This is a genomic window from Leifsonia sp. 21MFCrub1.1 (genome assembly GCF_900107895.1).
Lineage (GTDB): Bacteria > Actinomycetota > Actinomycetes > Actinomycetales > Microbacteriaceae > Leifsonia > Leifsonia soli.
On the sequence record NZ_LT629867.1, the window covers coordinates 2,746,167 to 2,762,390 of the forward strand.

Here is a 16,224-nt window from a genome sequence, read left to right on the forward strand (position 1 = left end):
CCGTCGGCGAGAGCGCCGGGACGGCGCGTCGTGGCAACCAGGTCGGCGGGCGAACGGCGAAGCGCCGTCCGGCGGATGCCGGACGGCGCTTCGAGGGGAACGGCTCAGGCGTTGCGCACGTCGTCGTCGACCCAGTCGAAGGTCTTGGTGACGGCCTTCTTCCAGAGACGGATCTGACGGTCGCGCTCCTCCGGCGCCATGTTCGGCGTCCAGCGGCTGTCCTCCTGCCAGTTCTTGCGCAGGTCGTCGAGGTCCGACCAGAACCCGACCGCGAGGCCGGCGGCGTACGCGGCGCCGAGGGCCGTCGTCTCCGCGACCACCGGACGGATCACCGGGACGCCCAGGATGTCGGCCTGGAACTGCATGAGCAGGTTGTTGGCGATCATGCCGCCGTCGACCTTGAGCTCCGTGAGGTCGACGCCGGAGTCGGCGTTGACGGCATCCAGCACCTCGCGGGTCTGGAAGGCCGTGGCCTCGAGCACCGCGCGGGCGATGTGGCCCTTGTTCACGTACCGGGTGAGGCCGACGAGCGCGCCTCGCGCGTCCGCCCGCCAGTACGGCGCGAACAGTCCGGAGAACGCCGGCACGAAGTAGGCGCCGCCATTGTCGTCGACCGTCTTGGCCAGCTCCTCGATCTCCGGTGCGCTGGAGATGATCCCGAGGTTGTCGCGCAGCCACTGCACCAGCGAGCCGGTGACCGCGATCGAGCCCTCCAGCGCGTAGTGCGGCGCCGCATCCCCGAGCTTGTAGCCGAGGGTCGTCAGCAGACCGTTCTTCGAGTGGACGATCTCCTCGCCCGTGTTGAAGATGAGGAAGTTGCCCGTGCCGTACGTGTTCTTGGACTCGCCGGTGTCGAACGCGGCCTGGCCGAAGGTCGCGGCCTGCTGGTCGCCCAGGATGCCCGCGACGGGCACCTCGCGGAGGAGGCTGGACGCCTCGACCTGGCCGTAGACCTCGGACGAGCTCTTGATGGCAGGGAGCATCGACTTCGGCACCCCGAACACCTCGAGGATGTCGTCGCGCCAGCTCAGCGTCTCGAGGTCCATGAACAGCGTGCGGGACGCGTTGGTCACGTCCGTCGCGTGGACGCCGCCGTCCGGGCCGCCGGTGAGGTTCCAGAGCACCCAGGTGTCGGTCGTTCCGAACAGCAGGTCGCCCGCCTCGGCGCGCTCGCGGGCGCCCTCGACGTTCTCCAGGATCCACACGATCTTCGTGCCGGAGAAGTAGGTCGCCAGCGGCAGGCCGACGATGTCCTTGAAGCGCTCCGTGCCGCCGTCGGCCGCCAGGCGGTCGACGATCGGCTGGGTGCGGGTGTCCTGCCAGACGATCGCGTTGTAGACCGGCTCGCCGGTGTTCTTGTCCCAGACCACCGCGGTCTCGCGCTGGTTGGTGATGCCGACCGCCGCGATGTCGTGGCGGGTCAGGTCCGCCTTGGAGAGCGCCTGGCCGATGACCTCGCGGGTGTTGTTCCAGATCTCGACCGGGTTGTGCTCGACCCAGCCGGCCTTCGGGAAGATCTGCTCGTGCTCGAGCTGTCCGGTCGAGACGATCGACCCGGACTTGTCGAAGATGATCGCCCGGGTGCTGGTCGTGCCCTGATCGATGGCGACGACGTAGTCGGCCATAGGTAACTCCTTTGTTCTTTGGGGGTGGAACGGGGAGGGGCCGGCGGGATGGCTCCCGGCCGGCCCCCGATGTCACTTGATGAGCGGGAGGAGCAGCAGCGCCAGCCAGCCGGCGATCAGACCGCCGATGATCGGGCCGACGATCGGGACCCACGAGTACGACCAGTCGCTCGAGCCTTTGCCCTTGATGGGCAGGATGGCGTGAGCGATGCGCGGACCGAGGTCACGGGCAGGGTTGATGGCGTACCCCGTCGGACCACCGAGGCTGGCGCCGATGCCGATCACGAGGAGGGCGACGGGCAGAGCGCCGAGCGCGGCGAGGCCGGCGGCCTGGCCGGGCTGGTGGCCGAACGCGATCACGACGAACACCAGGACGAAGGTGCCGATGATCTCGGTGACCAGGTTCCAGCCGTAGCTGCGGATGGCCGGGCCGGTCGAGAAGACACCGAGCTTGTTGGCCGGGTCCGGCTCCTCGTCGAAGTGCTTCTTGTACGCCAGGAAGGTCAGGATCGCACCGATGATGGCACCGATCAGCTGAGCCAGGATGTACAGCAGCACGGTGATGAAGTTGACCGGCACCAGCGTGTGCGCTGCCGCCGAGCCGAACGTCTTCGCGCCGTTGGCCACGAGGCCGAGGGTGACTGCCGGGTTGAGGTGCGCTCCGGAGTTGTAGGCGACCACGACGCCCGAGAACACCGCGATGCCCCAACCGAAGTTGACCATCAGGAACCCGCCGTTGAAGCCCTTGTTCTTGATGAGGGCGACGTTCGCCACGACACCGGTACCGAGCAGGACCAGCATCGCTGTGCCTACCAGCTCGGACAGGAAATCTACACCGATATTGTCCACGTTGACCTTCCAGTTGTTCAGTTGACCCGCACCCTGTCGTGCGTTCTGGTGTGGCTCTTGTCAGGGTGGGCATGTGAACGCTATTGCGGGCACGCTCACCTTGACAAGAACCGTGTCATGCACGTTCGTGCATTATCGAAGCGCCGCGGCTTCGCTCCCGTCCCCCGACTTCAACTGCACCCGGTGGGCGTCGGCGAGGTCCGCTACGAACGAATCTTCCTCCTCCGCACGGCGGTTTGGCGACCATCCGAGCGCGTTTGCCGTTATTTCGGCGATCTCGTGCACCAGAGGCAGGCTGACCGCGCCGGTGAACGCCAGGCTCGTGCGCCGCAGGAACACGTCGTCGAGGTGCACGACGTGCTCGCTCCGGACGACGTGGTCGATCTCCGCACGGGAGTAGGTCGGAGCGGCGGCGAGCGGGACGTCGTCCCCGTCCCAGCCGGCGATCGCGTCGATGACGTACGTGGCCTTCGTGCCGTAGCGGTGCAGCAGCGTGGCGGCGCGCTCGTCGCCGACATCCGCGCCGTACCGGGCGATCCAGTCGCGCTCCGCCTGCGGCGTGGTCGGGAAGCCGGCCCCGCCGCCGATCGGCAGCCCGAGGGTCTCGACGGTGCGGGTCGCGCCGAGCGCCTTCAGCGTCTCGTTGGCGAGGTGCTCGCTGAGTGCTCGGAACGTCGTCCACTTGCCGCCGACCAGGCTGAGCACCGTGGTGTCGCCGAGGCCGGCGACCGTGCCGGGGACGATCCGGTAGTCGCGCGACACGAACCCGGGGGCCGTGTCGTCGTGGTGCGGCAGCGGACGGACGCCGGAGAAGGTGTAGACGATCTGCTCGCGGGTGACCGGGATGCCTGGGAAAACGTGCGAGACCAGTTCGATGAAGTAGTCGATCTCGTCCTCGGTGATGACCGCGCGCTCCGACATGTCCGCGTCGATGTCGGTCGTGCCGACCATGACGCGGCCCTTGAGCGGGTAGATGAGGACGATGCGGCCGTCGTTGTTCTCGAAGAACATCTCGCGGCCCTGGCAGGCCTCCAGCAGCTCCGGGTTGTCGAGCACGATGTGCGAGCCCTTGGTGCCGCCCATGTAGCGCGTCTCCTGGCCGAGCGCCTCGTTGGTCAGGTCGGTCCACGGACCGGAGGCGTTGACGACGACGTCCGCCGTGATCGTGAACTCCTCGCCGGTCTCGCGGTCGCGCACCAGCACGCCGCCGTCGCGGGCGCCGATGGCCTCGACGTAGTTGACCGCACGGGCGTGCGGGCCGGCGGCGAGACCGTCGGAGAGGACGTCGAGGGCGAGGCGCTCCGGGTCGTGCACGGAGGCGTCGAAGTAGGTCGCCGTGTACTTGAGGTCCGGGTTCAGCGCCGGCAGGATCTCGAGCGACTTCTTCCGGCCGTGGAAGGTGTGCCGCGGCACCGAGCCGCCGTCGCGCGAGAAGGAGTCGTAGATGGTCAGGCCGGTCTTGATGAGGAACGCACCGCGCTCCTTCGGCTTGCCCTGCTTGTGGGTGAGGAAGCGGAGCGGGGCCGCGAGGATACCCGAGAAGGTGGAGAAGATCGGGATCGTGGTCTCGAGCGGCTTGACGTAGTGCGGCGCGATCTTCAGCAGGCCGTTGCGCTCCGTCACCGACTCCTTGACGAGGCGGAACTCGCCGTTCTCGAGGTAGCGGATGCCGCCGTGGATCATGTGGCTGGAGGCCGCGGACGCACCGGAGACGAAGTCGTTGCGCTCGACGAGGACGACGTCGACGCCCTGCAGGGCGAGGTCGCGGAACGTGCCGAGTCCGTTGATACCGCCGCCGACGACGAGCACCTGTGCTCGCGGGCGTTCGCGGAGGCGCTGGACCTCGGTGCGGGTGGTCGACTTCGTCGTCACGGTCTTTCCTGCTTTCTGCTGGTGTCGGGTGGTGCTGCAGCTATAGTTTTCGTGTCGGCACAACTTCGATCAAGCTCGATGCACATACGTGCACACCCCCCGATCCGCGTGAAGCGAACGTGCCGGAGGAGAAAGAGGCCCCGAATGCCCCAGCCCGAGACCGAGCATCTGCCCGACAAGGTCCGCGACGCCCTCAAGGCGGGCCACCTGTACTACATGCAGGACCTCACGATGGAGGCCATCGCGCACGAGATGCACACCTCGCGCTCCAGCGTCTCCCGGCTGCTGAGCTATGCGCGGTCGTCCGGTCTGGTCACCATCCAGATCGCCGAGCCGCACGAAGGCGCGAGCCGCATCCAGCAGACGATCCACGAGCGCTTCGGCATCGCGGCGCACATCGTGCCCATGCCGAGCGCGATCAGCGACGTCGACCGGCTGGAGCGCGTCGCGATCTCCGCTGCACGAATTCTCGACCGGTTCATCGACTCCAACCAGACCGTCGGGATCGCGTGGGGCTCGACCATGAGCGCATTGAGCAGGCACCTCATCCCGAAGGAGCTGCACAACGTCGAGTTCGTCCAGCTCAACGGCGCCGGCAACACCTACACGACCGGCGTGCTCTACGCGTCCGAGATCCTCCGCCGCTTCGGCGACACCTACTCCGGCACGATCCAGGAGTTCCCGGTCCCCGCGCTGTTCGACGACCCGCAGACCAAGATCGCGATGTGGCGCGAGCGCAGCACCCGGCGCATCCTCGACATCCAGGAGCGGATGGATGTGGCGATCTTTGGCCTCGGCTCCCCGTTCTCGGAGGTCCGGTCGCACGTCTACGCGGGCGGCTACCTCGACCAGGCGGACTACGCATCGCTCGACGATTCCGGCGTCGTCGGCGACGTCGCGACCGTGTTCTTCCGCGAGGACGGCAGCCATCACGGCATCCCGCTGAACGAGCGCGCGAGCGGTCCGGACATCGACCTGATCAAGCGGGTCCCGCGCCGGGTCTGCATCGTGTCCGGTCCCTCGAAGGTGCACAGCCTCCGCGGCGCTCTCGCCGCGGGCCTGATCACCGACCTCATCGTCGACGAGGGCACGGCGCGGGCGCTCGTGCAGCTCACGCAGCCCATGCCCGTCGAGCCTGCCGGCGAGCCGCGGTCCGCTGCCGCCGCGTAACGCGGCGTCGCGCCCCCTCCGGGAATAGACCGCGTCAGGGCGCGTTGATCTAGACTCGACAACGAAATACGTGCTCCGGGGTCGGTGAAAGTCCGAACCGGCGGTGACAGTCCGCGAGCGGGACGCCCAGGCGCCCTGCTGAGCCGGTGGAATTCCGGCACCGACGGTAATGCGTGCAGGCGAGAGCCGGCCCGCTCAGTCCGGATGGGAGGAAGCACGGTGGGCAGCCCGTATGGGCTGGCGCCCACGCGACCCCGGCGACACGTCTCGACGAGAGACAGGATGGCAACGGGATGACGTGGGAAGCCCCCATGCGCACGGCGCTCGAGCTCGCCGCGAACGGTCCCGCGACCGGCGTGAACCCGAGGGTCGGCTGCGTGATCCTCGACGCCGACGGCCGTGTCCTCGCAGAGGGCTGGCATCGCGGCGTCGGCACGGCGCACGCCGAAGTGGATGCGCTGAGCCGGCTCCCCGAGGGCGGAGCCCGCGGGGCCACCGCCGTCGTGACGCTCGAGCCGTGCAACCACTGGGGCCACACCGGTCCGTGCTCGGTCGCGCTCATCGAGGCCGGCGTCGCGCGCGTCGTCTACGGGACCGACGACCCGGGCCACCACTCCAGCGGCGGGGCCGAGCGGCTCCGCGAGGCCGGCGTCGAGGTGATCGGCGGCGTGCTGCGCGACGAGATCGAGGCGTTCCTGGGCGACTGGCTCACTGCCGCCCGGCTGGGCCGGCCCTACATCGTCGTCAAGTGGGCGAGCAGCCTCGACGGGCGGGCCGCCGCCGCCGACGGCACCAGCAAGTGGATCACCGGAGCCGCGGCCCGGCAGCGTGTGCATGAGCAGAGGGAGGCGTCCGACGCGATCGTCGTCGGCACCGGGACCGTGCTCGCCGACGACCCGAGCCTCACGGCGCGGGGCGACGCGGGCGAGCTCCTGGGCACCCAGCCGACGCCCGTCGTGGTGGGCACCCGCGCCATCCCGAAGGACGCCGTGGTGTTCCGCCACCCCAACCCTGTGATCTTCGAGGGAACGCACGACCTGGAGGAGGCGGTCGCCGACCTGCACCAGCGCGGCTTCCGCCGCGTCTACGTCGAGGGCGGCCCGACGCTGGCGAGCGCCTTCGTCGCCGCCGGCCTCGTCGACGAGTACGCGATCTACCTCGCCCCGACGCTGCTGGGCGGCCCGCGGGTCGCCCTCGGCGACATCGGGGTCGAGACCATCGCCGACCAGCGCCGCCTGCGCGTGATCGACGTCGAGCGCCTCGGCGGCGACCTCCTCATCCGCGCGGTCCCCATCGCTGACGGCGCGCGCCGCACATCCCGCCCCGCCGATGAGGGCGTCGACGCGGACGGTGCCGACATCGTCCCCACATCCCCGATTTCCACAGGCCAGGAGGGCTGACCACCATGTTCACCGGAATCATCGAAGAGCTGGGCGAGATCATCGCCGTCGAGCACGGCGAGGACGCCGCCCGCGTCACGGTGCGCGGTCCGCTCGCCGTCAGCGACGCCAAGCACGGCGACTCGATCTCGGTCAGCGGCGTGTGCCTGACGGTGATCGGCAAGGACGCGGAGACGTTCACGGCGGATGTGATGGCCGAGACCCTCGCGATCAGCACCCTCGACGGCGTCCAGCCGGGCCGCCGCGTCAACCTGGAGCGCGCCGCGCAGGTCGGCGACCGCCTGGGCGGCCACATCGTCCAGGGCCACATCGACGGCACGGCCACCGTGCTGGCGATCACCGACGGAAGCGCCTGGCGCGTCGTGCGGCTGAGCCTCGACCCCGAGCACGCGCCGCTCGTCGCACGCAAGGGATCGATCGCGATCGACGGCGTCTCCCTCACGGTCAGCGCCGTGGGCGGCGGGCGCGAGGACGGCTGGTTCGAGGTCTCCCTCATCCCCGAGACACTGGCCGCGACGACCCTGGGCGACCGGGTCGTCGGCGACCGGGTCAACATCGAGACGGACATCCTGGCCCGCCACGTGGAGCGCATGCTCGCGCTCGAACCGGCACTGAGCGAACGGAGCGGATCATGAGCCTGGCCACCATCCCCGAGGCCCTCCAGGAGCTGCGCGCCGGCCGGCCGGTCATCGTCGTGGACAACGAGAGCCGCGAGAACGAGGGCGACGTCGTCCTCGCCGCCGAGCTCGCGAGCCAGGAGTGGATCGCCTGGACGGTGAAGAACTCGTCCGGCTTCATCTGCGCGCCGATGACGAATGAGATCGCCGACCGCCTGGAACTGCCGGTGATGGTCGCCAACAACGAGGACTCCCGCGGCACCAACTACACGGTCAGCGTGGATGCGGCGGACCGCCTCTCCACCGGGATCAGCGCCGCCGACCGCGCCCACACCCTCCGCGTGCTGGCGAACCTCGACTCGACGCCGTCGAGCCTGCACCGGCCGGGGCACATCCTGCCCCTGCGCGCGGTGGAGGGCGGCGTCCGCGAGCGCGACGGGCACACCGAGGCCGCGGTCGACCTGCTCAAGCTTGCCGGGATGACCCCGGTCGGGGCGATCGCGGAGATCGTCGCCGACGACGGCGAGATGATGCGCCTCCCCGGCCTGATCGAGCTCGGGCAGCGCGAGGGCGTGCTCGTCGTCACCATCGAGGCGCTCATCGCGTACCTGCAGGAGTTCCACTGCGACCAGCCGCTGGAGACGGTGGCGCCCATCCCGGAGACCTCCCGCGTGATCTTCGAGGTCGAGACGACGGTTCCGACCACGCACGGGCCGTTCCGGATGCGCGCCTACCGCGACCGCATGACGGGCGCCGACCACGTCGCGATCGTCGCGGGCACCCCGCAGCGCGACGGCACGCTCATCCGCGTCCACTCCGAGTGTCTGACCGGCGAGGCGTTCGGCTCGCTCAAGTGCGAGTGCGGCCCGCAGCTCGACGCCGCGCTCGACACCATCCAGCGGGAGGGCGGCGTCGTCGTCTACCTCCGCGGGCACGAGGGCCGCGGCATCGGGCTCATCAACAAGCTGCGCGCGTACAAGCTGCAGGAGGAGGGGCTCGACACGCTCGACGCCAACCTGGCCCTCGGCCTGCCGATCGACGCCCGCGACTACGGCGCGGCCACCGCCATCCTGCAGGACCTCGGAATCGAGTCCGTGCGCCTGCTGACCAACAACCCGGAGAAGGTGCGCCAGCTCGAGGAGCACGGCATCGAGGTCGAGGAGCGCGTGCCGCTCGTCGTCGGCGTCGGCGCCTTCAACGAGGGCTACCTGGAGACCAAGCGCGACCGCATGGGTCACGCGATCGGGGACATCGACACGGTGTCCCCGGCCACCGAGACGGCCGCGGGACTCGCGGCGGAGAGGACTGCACGATGAGCGGAGCCGGAGCCCCGAACGCGGAGGAGCGGATCGACGGGAGCGGCCTGAACGTCGTCATCGTCGCCGGAACCTGGCACGAGACGATCAGCGACGGCCTCATCGCCGGCGCGAAGCGGACGCTGGATGCGGCGGGCGCGACCCACACGCTCGTCCGCGTGCCCGGCAGCTTCGAGCTGCCCGTCGTCAGCAAGGCGGCGCTGGAGGCGGGAGCGGATGCCGTCGTCGCGCTCGGCGTGATCATCCGCGGCGGCACACCGCACTTCGAGTACGTGTCGGCCGCCGCGACCGACGGCCTCACCCGCGTCGCGATCGACACCGGCAAGCCGGTCGGGTTCGGCGTCCTCACGCTGGACGATGAGGCGCAAGGCCTCGCCCGCGCGGGCTTCGCGGACTCGCAGGAGGACAAGGGCGCTGAGGCCGCGCACGCGGCACTCGCGACTGCGCTCACCCTCCGTTCGCTGCGCGGCTGACGCACCTCGACGCGCCGCGGCGCCCGGGCGCTCCGGTCTATGCCCGCCAGGGCATGTGCTGGAGCGCCCAGGTGTTCCCGTCGGGGTCGGCGAACCAGGCGTAGAACACTCCGCCCATGTCCTGGACGGGCGAGACGTCGACGCCTCGCTCGACCAGTGCGGCCCTCGCCGCCTCGATGTCGGCGACCACGAGGTGCAGTCCCCGCACGGAGCCGGGCTCGAGCGGCGCCTGCCCGATCCCGGTGGTCATCGTGACCGAGCAGTAGGAGCCGGGAGGCGTCAGCTGAACGACGCGGACGCCCTCCGCCGGCCCCACATCCACGTCCAGCGTGAAGCCCACCCGATCGCGGTAGAACGCGAGCGAGCGGTCGATGTCGGCGACCGGCAGCATCACCAGTTCGAGCATCATCGCCCCGGCGGGGACGGGCGGTGTAGGGTTCGTCATGATTCCTCCTGGTCGGTGCTCTGCGCGGCGGGCCCGCGGCGCACGGGGTAGCGCAGGTGCAGCACCCGCTCGCCCGGGATCACGATGTCCGGGTCGTCGAGCACGAGCGGTCCACCCGTGAACGAGCCGAAGTAGCGCTTCCCGCTGCCGAAGACCGCGGGCACCAGATCCATGGCCACATAGTCGATGAGCCCGAGCGCCAGGGCCTGACCGCCGATGTCGCCAGCGGTCACGCCGACCTCGCCGTCGCCGGCGAGCTCCTGGGCGAGCGCGACCGCCCGCTCCACCGAGTCGACGAAGTGATACGACGCCTCCGGGTGCCAGCCGTCGGGCTTCGGCCGGTGCGAGACCACGACGACGTGCTCGCTCGCGGGCGGGTGCCCCTCCCACCCGTTGGTGAGGTCGAAGAGCCTGCGGCCGATGACGAGCGCGCGCTGTCGCGACCACATCCCGCTGACGTAGTCCACGGAGGCGGCGGAGACCCGGAACGGGCCGCTGTGCACCTCGGGGTGGTCCTCGACCTCGAGCGGATGGTCGCCGTCGAAATACCAGTCGTGCAGCGGCCCGACGTCATCGTCGTCGGCGGCGATGAACCCGTCGAGCGATGCCACCGCGTGCAGGTAGGTCAGTGCCATGTCTTCGTCTCCTCCGTCGTCAGGGCACCCGGCTGCCTCACGCGCCCTGGCGGAGCAGCAGCTCGTCGAGCTTCTCGTATCCCTCGCGGACGCCGTACTCCATCCCGTTCTCGATCATGCTCTCGAGCGCTTCGCGCGAGCTCATCACCGACCGGGAGGAGAGCCGGGAGCGGCCGTCCGGCAGCTCCTCGAAGCGCATGAGTTCGAGGGCCACCTCGTCCGGCATCCCGACGTACTCGAAGGTCTGGATGATCAGCTCGTTCTCGACGACGCTGTGGAACACGCCGCGGAACGCATAGACGGCTCCGTCGGTGTCGCGCTGCTCGTAGGCGTAGCCGCCGCCGGTGCGGACGTCCCACTGCGTGATGGTGGTGGTGAGGCTGCGGGGACCGATCCACTCGGCGAACGACGTGCGGTCCGTGTGTGCGCGGAAGACGGCCGCGACGGGCGCGTCGAACTCTCGCGTGAGGTCGGCGTACGAGGTGCCCGGGACGGCTTCGATGACGACGGGGTTGCTCATGATCTCTTCTCCCTGTTCGGGGCGTCGCTGGTCTGATGTGTGGTGAGGACGGCGTCGAGGCGGCGGTAGCGCGACTCCGCCTCGAGGCGGTAGCGGTCGATCCAGGAGGTGAGGCGTTCGAGCGCGGCCGCGTCGAGGTGCACCGGGCGGCGCTGGGCCTCGCGCGTTCGCGAGACCAGGCCGGCCGCCTCGAGCACGCCGATGTGCCGCGACACCGCCTGCAGGGTGATGTCGAACGGTTCCGCCAGCTCGTTCACCGTCGCCGGGCCCCGGCTGAGGCGGGCGATGATCGCCCGTCGCACCGGATCCGCCAGCGCCGCGAACGCCGCGTCGAGACCGTCCTCAGCCTGCATACTCAACCACTTTCTTTATCAACCGCTTTGTTGAATACAACAGTAGAAGAATGCGCGCCCGGCGTCAAGAGCCGAGCGCGCAGCGCGGGGATGCCTCTACGGCTTCCAGACCATGAGCACGACGACGGCGAGCAGCAGCAGGCTCGCAACCCCCGACCCCGCGGCGATCTGCGGGTACCGGGACGCCGTGCCGTCGCGCAGCGCCTCGGCGGCCCGGCGCATCGCCGGGACCACGACGAACAGGGTCAGGGCCAGCGCGACGACATAGAGGATGAGCGACCAGAGGATCCACGGCGTCGTGACGCTGAGGTCGTACTTCTTATCGGCCAGGCCCACGACGCCGAACCCGAACAGCACCACCAGCAGGGAGAGCAGCGACAGCAGGTTGGTCGACTTCGCGAGCGTCTCGACCTGACGGGCGTCGCCCGCACGGACGGCGCGCATCGCCGTCATGGGAAGGATGGCCATCGGCCCGACGATGAAGACGGCGGTGACGACGTGCAGCACGGCGAAGAGTGTTTCCATGCCCTCAGCGTAGCGACCGGGCCGATTCGGCGGGCCACGCGGAGGCCGCATAGGGTAGAAGGTGCGCCACAAGCGCTTTCCACCCCCGCCCACGCGCGCCTTCCGCCCGACCGACGCCGCGCACGCCATGTGGCCTCTCTCGTCTCCACCGGAAGCTCTTCACACGCATGTCTACGACGGCACCCGTCACCACCCCGGCGCCCGCGAACACTCGCGGGCGCGTCATCCTGGCCAGCCTCATCGGCACGTCGATCGAGTTCTACGACTTCTACGTCTACGCGACCGCCGCCGTGCTGGTGTTCCCGGCACTCTTCTTCACGAACGAGAACCCGACGACCGCCCTGCTGGCGTCGTTCGCCGTATTCGGCGTCGCCTTCATCGCGCGTCCCGTCGGCTCCATCCTGTTCGGCCACTTCGGCGACAGGATCGGCCGCAAGGGGACCCTCGTCGGCTCGCTGCTCACCATGGGCGTCGCCACCGTGCTCATCGGCTGCCTGCCGACCGCGCAGGTGCCGGGCTGGGAGTTCTGGGCGCCCTTCCTGCTCGTCGTGATGCGGTTCTGCCAGGGCCTCGGGCTCGGCGGTGAGTGGAGCGGCGCCGCGCTGCTCGCCACCGAGAACGCCCCTGCAGGCAAGCGCGCCATCTACGGGACCTTCCCGCAGCTGGGCGCCCCGATCGGGTTCATCGTCGCTAACGTGCTGTTCCTCATCCTGAGCCTGACGATCTCCGCCGACGCGTTCGCCGCCTGGGGCTGGCGCATCCCGTTCCTGCTGAGCGCCGTGCTCGTCATCGTCGGGCTCTACGTCCGGCTGAAGCTGGTCGAGACCCCGGCGTTCCAGGAGGTCGTCGACAGCGGCGAGGTCGCCAAACTCCCGCTCGCGCGCGTCTTCCGCACCAGCTGGTGGCAGATCGTGCTCGGCACCTTCATCATGCTGGCCACCTACGTGCTGTTCTACCTGATGACCGCGTTCACGCTGACCTACGGCACCACCGCCTCGACCGCTGCGCAGGCGCAGGCCGCAGCCGAGAAGGCCGGCAAGCCGTTCGCCGCGGCGAGCTTCGTGCCCGGCCTCGGGTACAGCCGCAACGACTTCCTCGTCATGCTCATCATCGGCGTGGTGTTCTTCGGCATCTTCACGCTGGTCGCCGGGCCGCTCGCCGAGCGCTTCGGCCGCCGGAAGACGCTGATCTGGGTCACGCTCGGCATCATCGTGTTCGGGCTGCTGTTCGTCCCGCTGTTCGCGGGCGGCACGGTCGGCACGATGGCGTTGCTCATCATCGGCTTCACGCTGATGGGACTCACCTTCGGGCCGATGGGCGCGGAACTGCCCGAGCTGTTCCCGACGAACGTCCGCTACACGGGCTCGGCGATCGCCTACAACCTGTCCAGCGTGCTCGGCGCGGCCGTCGCGCCGACGATCGCGGTGTGGCTGTGGACCCTCGCGGACGGCAGCACGGTCTGGGTCGGCGTCTACCTGTCGCTCGCCGGCGTGCTGACGCTCATCGCCCTCCTGCTGTCGAAGGAGACGCGCGACGTCGACTTCACCGAGAACGTGAGCTGACCCCTCCGCCCTCTCCTTCTCCCCTCTCGCTCGAGCCGTCGAGTGGTGACATCTCGTCGCAATCCGTCACGGATTCGCGCAACGAGTCGCCGCTCGGCGGCTCTCGCCGTTCAGTCGAGGAAGAGGGCGCGCAGGCGGCGGGTGGTCAGGATGAGGCCGAGCACGATCATGACCAGGAAGTACAGCACGTGCCACAGCATCCCCGGGTCGACCATGCCCGTGGTCAGGCCGCGGACCAGCTCAACGCCGTGCCACAGCGGCAGGGCCTTGATGATCACCTGCACCGGCTCCGGGTACACGGTGATCGGGTAGAACGTGGCCGAGAGCAGGAACATCGGCAGCAGGATGAAGTTGATCCAGTCCATCTGCTGGAACGTCTTCATGTAGCTGGTGATGCCCATCCCGAAGCTCGCGAAGCCGAAGGCGATGAGCAGGACGGCGGGGAGGGCGAGCAGCGCCCACCACGACAGGTTCAGACCGAGCGCCTGCATCACCAGCATGAAGCCGAGCGCGTACAGCGCCCCGCGGAGGAGGGCCAGCAGGATCTCGCCGAGCGCCACGTCGAGCGGCCCCAGCGAGGTGGCCAGCATCCCCTCGTACAGCTTGGCGAAGTGCATCTTGAAGAACACGTTCCAGGTGGAGTCGTACACGGCGCCGTTCATCGCCGCCGTCGCCAGCAGCGCGGGAGCGATGAACGCCGCGTATGGCACGGTCTGCCCGGACGAGGTCTGCACAACGCCCACGAGGGCGCCGAAGCCGATGCCGAGGGAGAGCAGGTAGAAGATCGGCTCGAAGAAGCCCGAGACGATCACCAGCCAGTTGGTGCTGCGCGTCGCGGACCAGCCGCGCTGCATCACCGAGCGCGCGTTGCCGGCGTAGAGCGCACGGAACGCCCGCGGACGCGGAGTGGATGCGGCCAGCCGCTGATCCGTCGCGGTCACTTGTTCAGCCTCCTCGCGGCGATGCGCCGGCTCCACAGCCAGAACGCGACGAAGAGCGCGACCAGGTACACGACGTGGACGGCGGACAGCCAGAGCGGTTCGCTCATCCCGTACGTGAAGACCCGGCTGAGCTCGGTCGAGTGCCAGAGCGGCGAGATCCACCCGATCCACTGCAGGGAGAGCGGCATGGACGACAGGGGGAAGAACGTGCCGGAGAACAGGCTCATCGGCAGCAGCACGAACCGCATCAGCATGGCGATCTGGCCGGTGTCCTGCTCCAGCGTCGCCACGTACGCCATGACGGGCGCGCCGAACGCGAGACCGCCGAGCGTTCCGACCAGGATGCTGACCCAGCCCCACGGGCTCGGCACCGCCCCGAAGATCACCATGAAGGCGAAGTAGATGGCGCTGGTTCCCAGTATGCGCGCGACGACCGCGATCACGACGCCGTCGATGATCTGGCCGGGCGCGATCGGCGACGCGTTGATGCCGAAGAACGTCGGATTCCACTTGAAGCCGAGCATGATCGGGTAGGTGAACTCCTCGCTCGCGACGGTGACGGCCGCCGTGCAGAGCAGCGCGGGCGCGACGAACGCGAGGTAGCTGACGCCGTCGACCGCGTTCGGTCCCAGATTGGCGCTGACCAGCGAGCCGAGACCGAGGCCCATCGCGAGCAGGTAGAGCAGCGGGTTGCCGAACCCCGTGACCAGCACGGTCTGCAGGTAGGAGCGCATCACCCGGAAGCGGTGCTCCGCCACGTACCAGGCGCCGAAGCGGCGTGGGCGGACGGCGGCGGCGAGCGCCTGCCGCGCCTCGGCGCGGGCCTCTGGGCCGGGGTCGCCTGCCGCTCCCCCGGCGGAGCCGACGGCGACGCTCATTCGATCAGGCTCCGTCCGGTGAGGCGGAGGAAGACGTCCTCGAGGCTCGACCGGCGCACCAGGCTGGTCAGCGGGTGCAGCCCGCGCTCGACGATCCGCACGAGCTCGGCCTCGCCGTCGTCGCTGTAGACGAGGATGCGATCGGGCAGCACTTCGATGCGGTCGCCGATGCCGTCGAGCCGCTCCGCGACCTCGGCGTTGCGCTCGGAGCCGAACCGGACCTCGAGCACCTCCCGGGTCGAGTACGCGCGGATCAGGGCCGCGGGCGAGCCCTCCGCCATGATCGTGCCCTTGTCGACGACGACCAGGCGGTCGCAGAGCTGCTCGGCCTCATCCATGTAGTGCGTGGTCAGCACCAGAGTGGTGCCCTGCTCCTTCAGGCGGAACAGGCGGTCCCAGAGGATGTGGCGCGCCTGCGGATCGAGCCCGGTCGTCGGCTCGTCGAGAAGCAGGATGCGCGGGTCGTTGATCAGCGCGCGGGCGATGGTCAGCCTCCGCTTCATCCCGCCCGAGAGGTCGTCGACCTTCGCCTTCGCCTTGTCCTCGAGCTGCGCGAAGGCCAGGAGTTCGTCCGCCCGCGCGCGCACGCGGGAGGACGGCAGGCCGAAGTACCGCCCGTACACGATGAGGTTGTCGCGCACGCGCAGCTCGGTGTCGAGGTTGTCGGCCTGCGGCACGACGCCGAGCTGCGACCGGATCTCGGGACCGTAGGTGTCCGGGTCGAGACCGAGGATGCTCAGCGAGCCGGCCGTGCGCGTGGAGACCGCGCCGATCATCCGCATCGTCGTGGACTTGCCCGCGCCGTTCGGCCCGAGCAGCCCGAACGACTCCCCCGGCTCCACCTCGAAGCTGATGCCGTCGACGGCCGGGAAGTCCTTGTACTTCTTGACCAGATCACGGGCGGCGATGACGGGCGTCGGCATAGTTCAGCACTGTAGCCGCGACCACGGACATTCGGAGGGGGCAACGGCACGCGATGTCAGCAAACAGGCAGTTCACACGAAGTACCTTCGGAGTGAGCGGAAAACACCCGCCCCGACGCC

General features: G+C 69.5%; 17 protein-coding genes and 1 riboswitch. Of the genes, 6 read left to right on the top strand and 11 right to left on the bottom strand.

Features of this window, described 5'->3' with window-relative positions; all coding sequences use genetic code 11:
- Positions 1-104: 104 nt before the first annotated feature.
- The 3 genes from glpK to BLW09_RS13095 form a co-directional block, all read right to left on the bottom strand.
- Positions 105-1,625 carry a glycerol kinase GlpK gene (gene glpK, locus BLW09_RS13085; protein WP_089913431.1) on the bottom strand — a complete coding sequence of 507 codons (1,521 nt, stop codon included), beginning with the start codon at positions 1,623-1,625 and terminating at the stop codon, positions 105-107.
- 72 nt (positions 1,626-1,697) lie between these two features.
- Complete coding sequence (locus BLW09_RS13090) at positions 1,698-2,474, bottom strand: MIP/aquaporin family protein (protein WP_089913434.1); 777 nt, start codon at positions 2,472-2,474, stop codon at positions 1,698-1,700.
- A gap of 132 nt (positions 2,475-2,606) precedes the next feature.
- Positions 2,607-4,346 carry a glycerol-3-phosphate dehydrogenase/oxidase gene (locus tag BLW09_RS13095; protein ID WP_089913436.1) on the bottom strand — a complete coding sequence of 580 codons (1,740 nt, stop codon included), beginning with the start codon at positions 4,344-4,346 and terminating at the stop codon, positions 2,607-2,609.
- Between the two features lie 144 nt (positions 4,347-4,490).
- Here BLW09_RS13095 and BLW09_RS13100 point away from each other — a divergent pair, with 144 nt between their 5' ends.
- From BLW09_RS13100 to ribH, 5 genes are all read left to right on the top strand, one after another.
- A complete protein-coding gene (locus BLW09_RS13100; protein ID WP_089913439.1) occupies positions 4,491-5,516 on the top strand; it encodes a sugar-binding transcriptional regulator in 1,026 nt (341 codons plus the stop codon).
- A 67-nt stretch (positions 5,517-5,583) separates the two neighbouring features.
- Positions 5,584-5,737, top strand: a riboswitch (FMN riboswitch).
- Between the two features lie 72 nt (positions 5,738-5,809).
- Complete coding sequence (ribD, locus tag BLW09_RS13105; RefSeq protein ID WP_089913442.1) at positions 5,810-6,916, top strand: bifunctional diaminohydroxyphosphoribosylaminopyrimidine deaminase/5-amino-6-(5-phosphoribosylamino)uracil reductase RibD; 1,107 nt, start codon at positions 5,810-5,812, stop codon at positions 6,914-6,916.
- Positions 6,917-6,921: 5 nt separating this feature from the next.
- Entirely contained in the window at positions 6,922-7,551 is a 630-nt protein-coding gene (locus BLW09_RS13110) for a riboflavin synthase (protein WP_089913445.1), read from the top strand.
- Positions 7,548-8,849 carry a GTP cyclohydrolase II gene (ribA, locus tag BLW09_RS13115; RefSeq protein ID WP_089913448.1) on the top strand — a complete coding sequence of 434 codons (1,302 nt, stop codon included), beginning with the start codon at positions 7,548-7,550 and terminating at the stop codon, positions 8,847-8,849. The genes BLW09_RS13110 and ribA overlap by 4 nt, the downstream gene beginning before the upstream one ends.
- Entirely contained in the window at positions 8,846-9,322 is a 477-nt protein-coding gene (gene ribH / locus BLW09_RS13120; RefSeq protein ID WP_089913450.1) for a 6,7-dimethyl-8-ribityllumazine synthase, read from the top strand. The genes ribA and ribH overlap by 4 nt, the downstream gene beginning before the upstream one ends.
- A gap of 37 nt (positions 9,323-9,359) precedes the next feature.
- Here ribH and BLW09_RS13125 read toward each other — a convergent pair whose 3' ends face one another.
- The 5 genes from BLW09_RS13125 to BLW09_RS13145 all read right to left on the bottom strand — a co-directional run bounded on the left by BLW09_RS13125 (position 9,360) and on the right by BLW09_RS13145 (position 11,800).
- Positions 9,360-9,767, bottom strand: coding sequence for a VOC family protein (locus BLW09_RS13125; protein ID WP_089913453.1), 408 nt, complete (start codon positions 9,765-9,767; stop codon positions 9,360-9,362).
- Entirely contained in the window at positions 9,764-10,402 is a 639-nt protein-coding gene (locus BLW09_RS13130) for a dihydrofolate reductase family protein (RefSeq protein ID WP_089913456.1), read from the bottom strand. Before BLW09_RS13130 ends, BLW09_RS13125 begins: the two co-directional genes overlap by 4 nt.
- A 37-nt stretch (positions 10,403-10,439) precedes the next feature.
- A complete protein-coding gene (locus BLW09_RS13135) occupies positions 10,440-10,922 on the bottom strand; it encodes an SRPBCC family protein (protein WP_089913459.1) in 483 nt (160 codons plus the stop codon).
- A complete protein-coding gene (locus BLW09_RS13140; RefSeq protein WP_089913461.1) occupies positions 10,919-11,275 on the bottom strand; it encodes an ArsR/SmtB family transcription factor in 357 nt (118 codons plus the stop codon). The genes BLW09_RS13135 and BLW09_RS13140 overlap by 4 nt, the downstream gene beginning before the upstream one ends.
- A 96-nt stretch (positions 11,276-11,371) precedes the next feature.
- A complete protein-coding gene (locus BLW09_RS13145) occupies positions 11,372-11,800 on the bottom strand; it encodes a DUF2269 family protein (RefSeq protein WP_089913464.1) in 429 nt (142 codons plus the stop codon).
- 167 nt (positions 11,801-11,967) lie between these two features.
- Here BLW09_RS13145 and BLW09_RS13150 point away from each other — a divergent pair, with 167 nt between their 5' ends.
- Entirely contained in the window at positions 11,968-13,362 is a 1,395-nt protein-coding gene (locus BLW09_RS13150; RefSeq protein ID WP_089913467.1) for an MFS transporter, read from the top strand.
- 110 nt (positions 13,363-13,472) lie between these two features.
- On the opposite strand, the gene BLW09_RS13155 is transcribed toward BLW09_RS13150, so the two are convergent.
- Genes BLW09_RS13155 through BLW09_RS13165 form a run of 3 tightly spaced genes read right to left on the bottom strand, consistent with a single transcriptional unit; the run spans position 13,473 to position 16,104 of the window.
- Positions 13,473-14,303 carry an ABC transporter permease gene (locus tag BLW09_RS13155; protein WP_089913469.1) on the bottom strand — a complete coding sequence of 277 codons (831 nt, stop codon included), beginning with the start codon at positions 14,301-14,303 and terminating at the stop codon, positions 13,473-13,475.
- Positions 14,300-15,181, bottom strand: a complete 882-nt coding sequence (locus BLW09_RS13160; protein WP_089913472.1) for an ABC transporter permease — start codon at positions 15,179-15,181, stop codon at positions 14,300-14,302. The genes BLW09_RS13155 and BLW09_RS13160 overlap by 4 nt, the downstream gene beginning before the upstream one ends.
- The gene (locus BLW09_RS13165; protein WP_089913475.1) at positions 15,178-16,104 is read right to left on the bottom strand and encodes an ABC transporter ATP-binding protein; all 927 of its coding nucleotides are present in this window, start codon (positions 16,102-16,104) and stop codon (positions 15,178-15,180) included. Before BLW09_RS13165 ends, BLW09_RS13160 begins: the two co-directional genes overlap by 4 nt.
- Positions 16,105-16,224 lie beyond the last annotated feature (120 nt).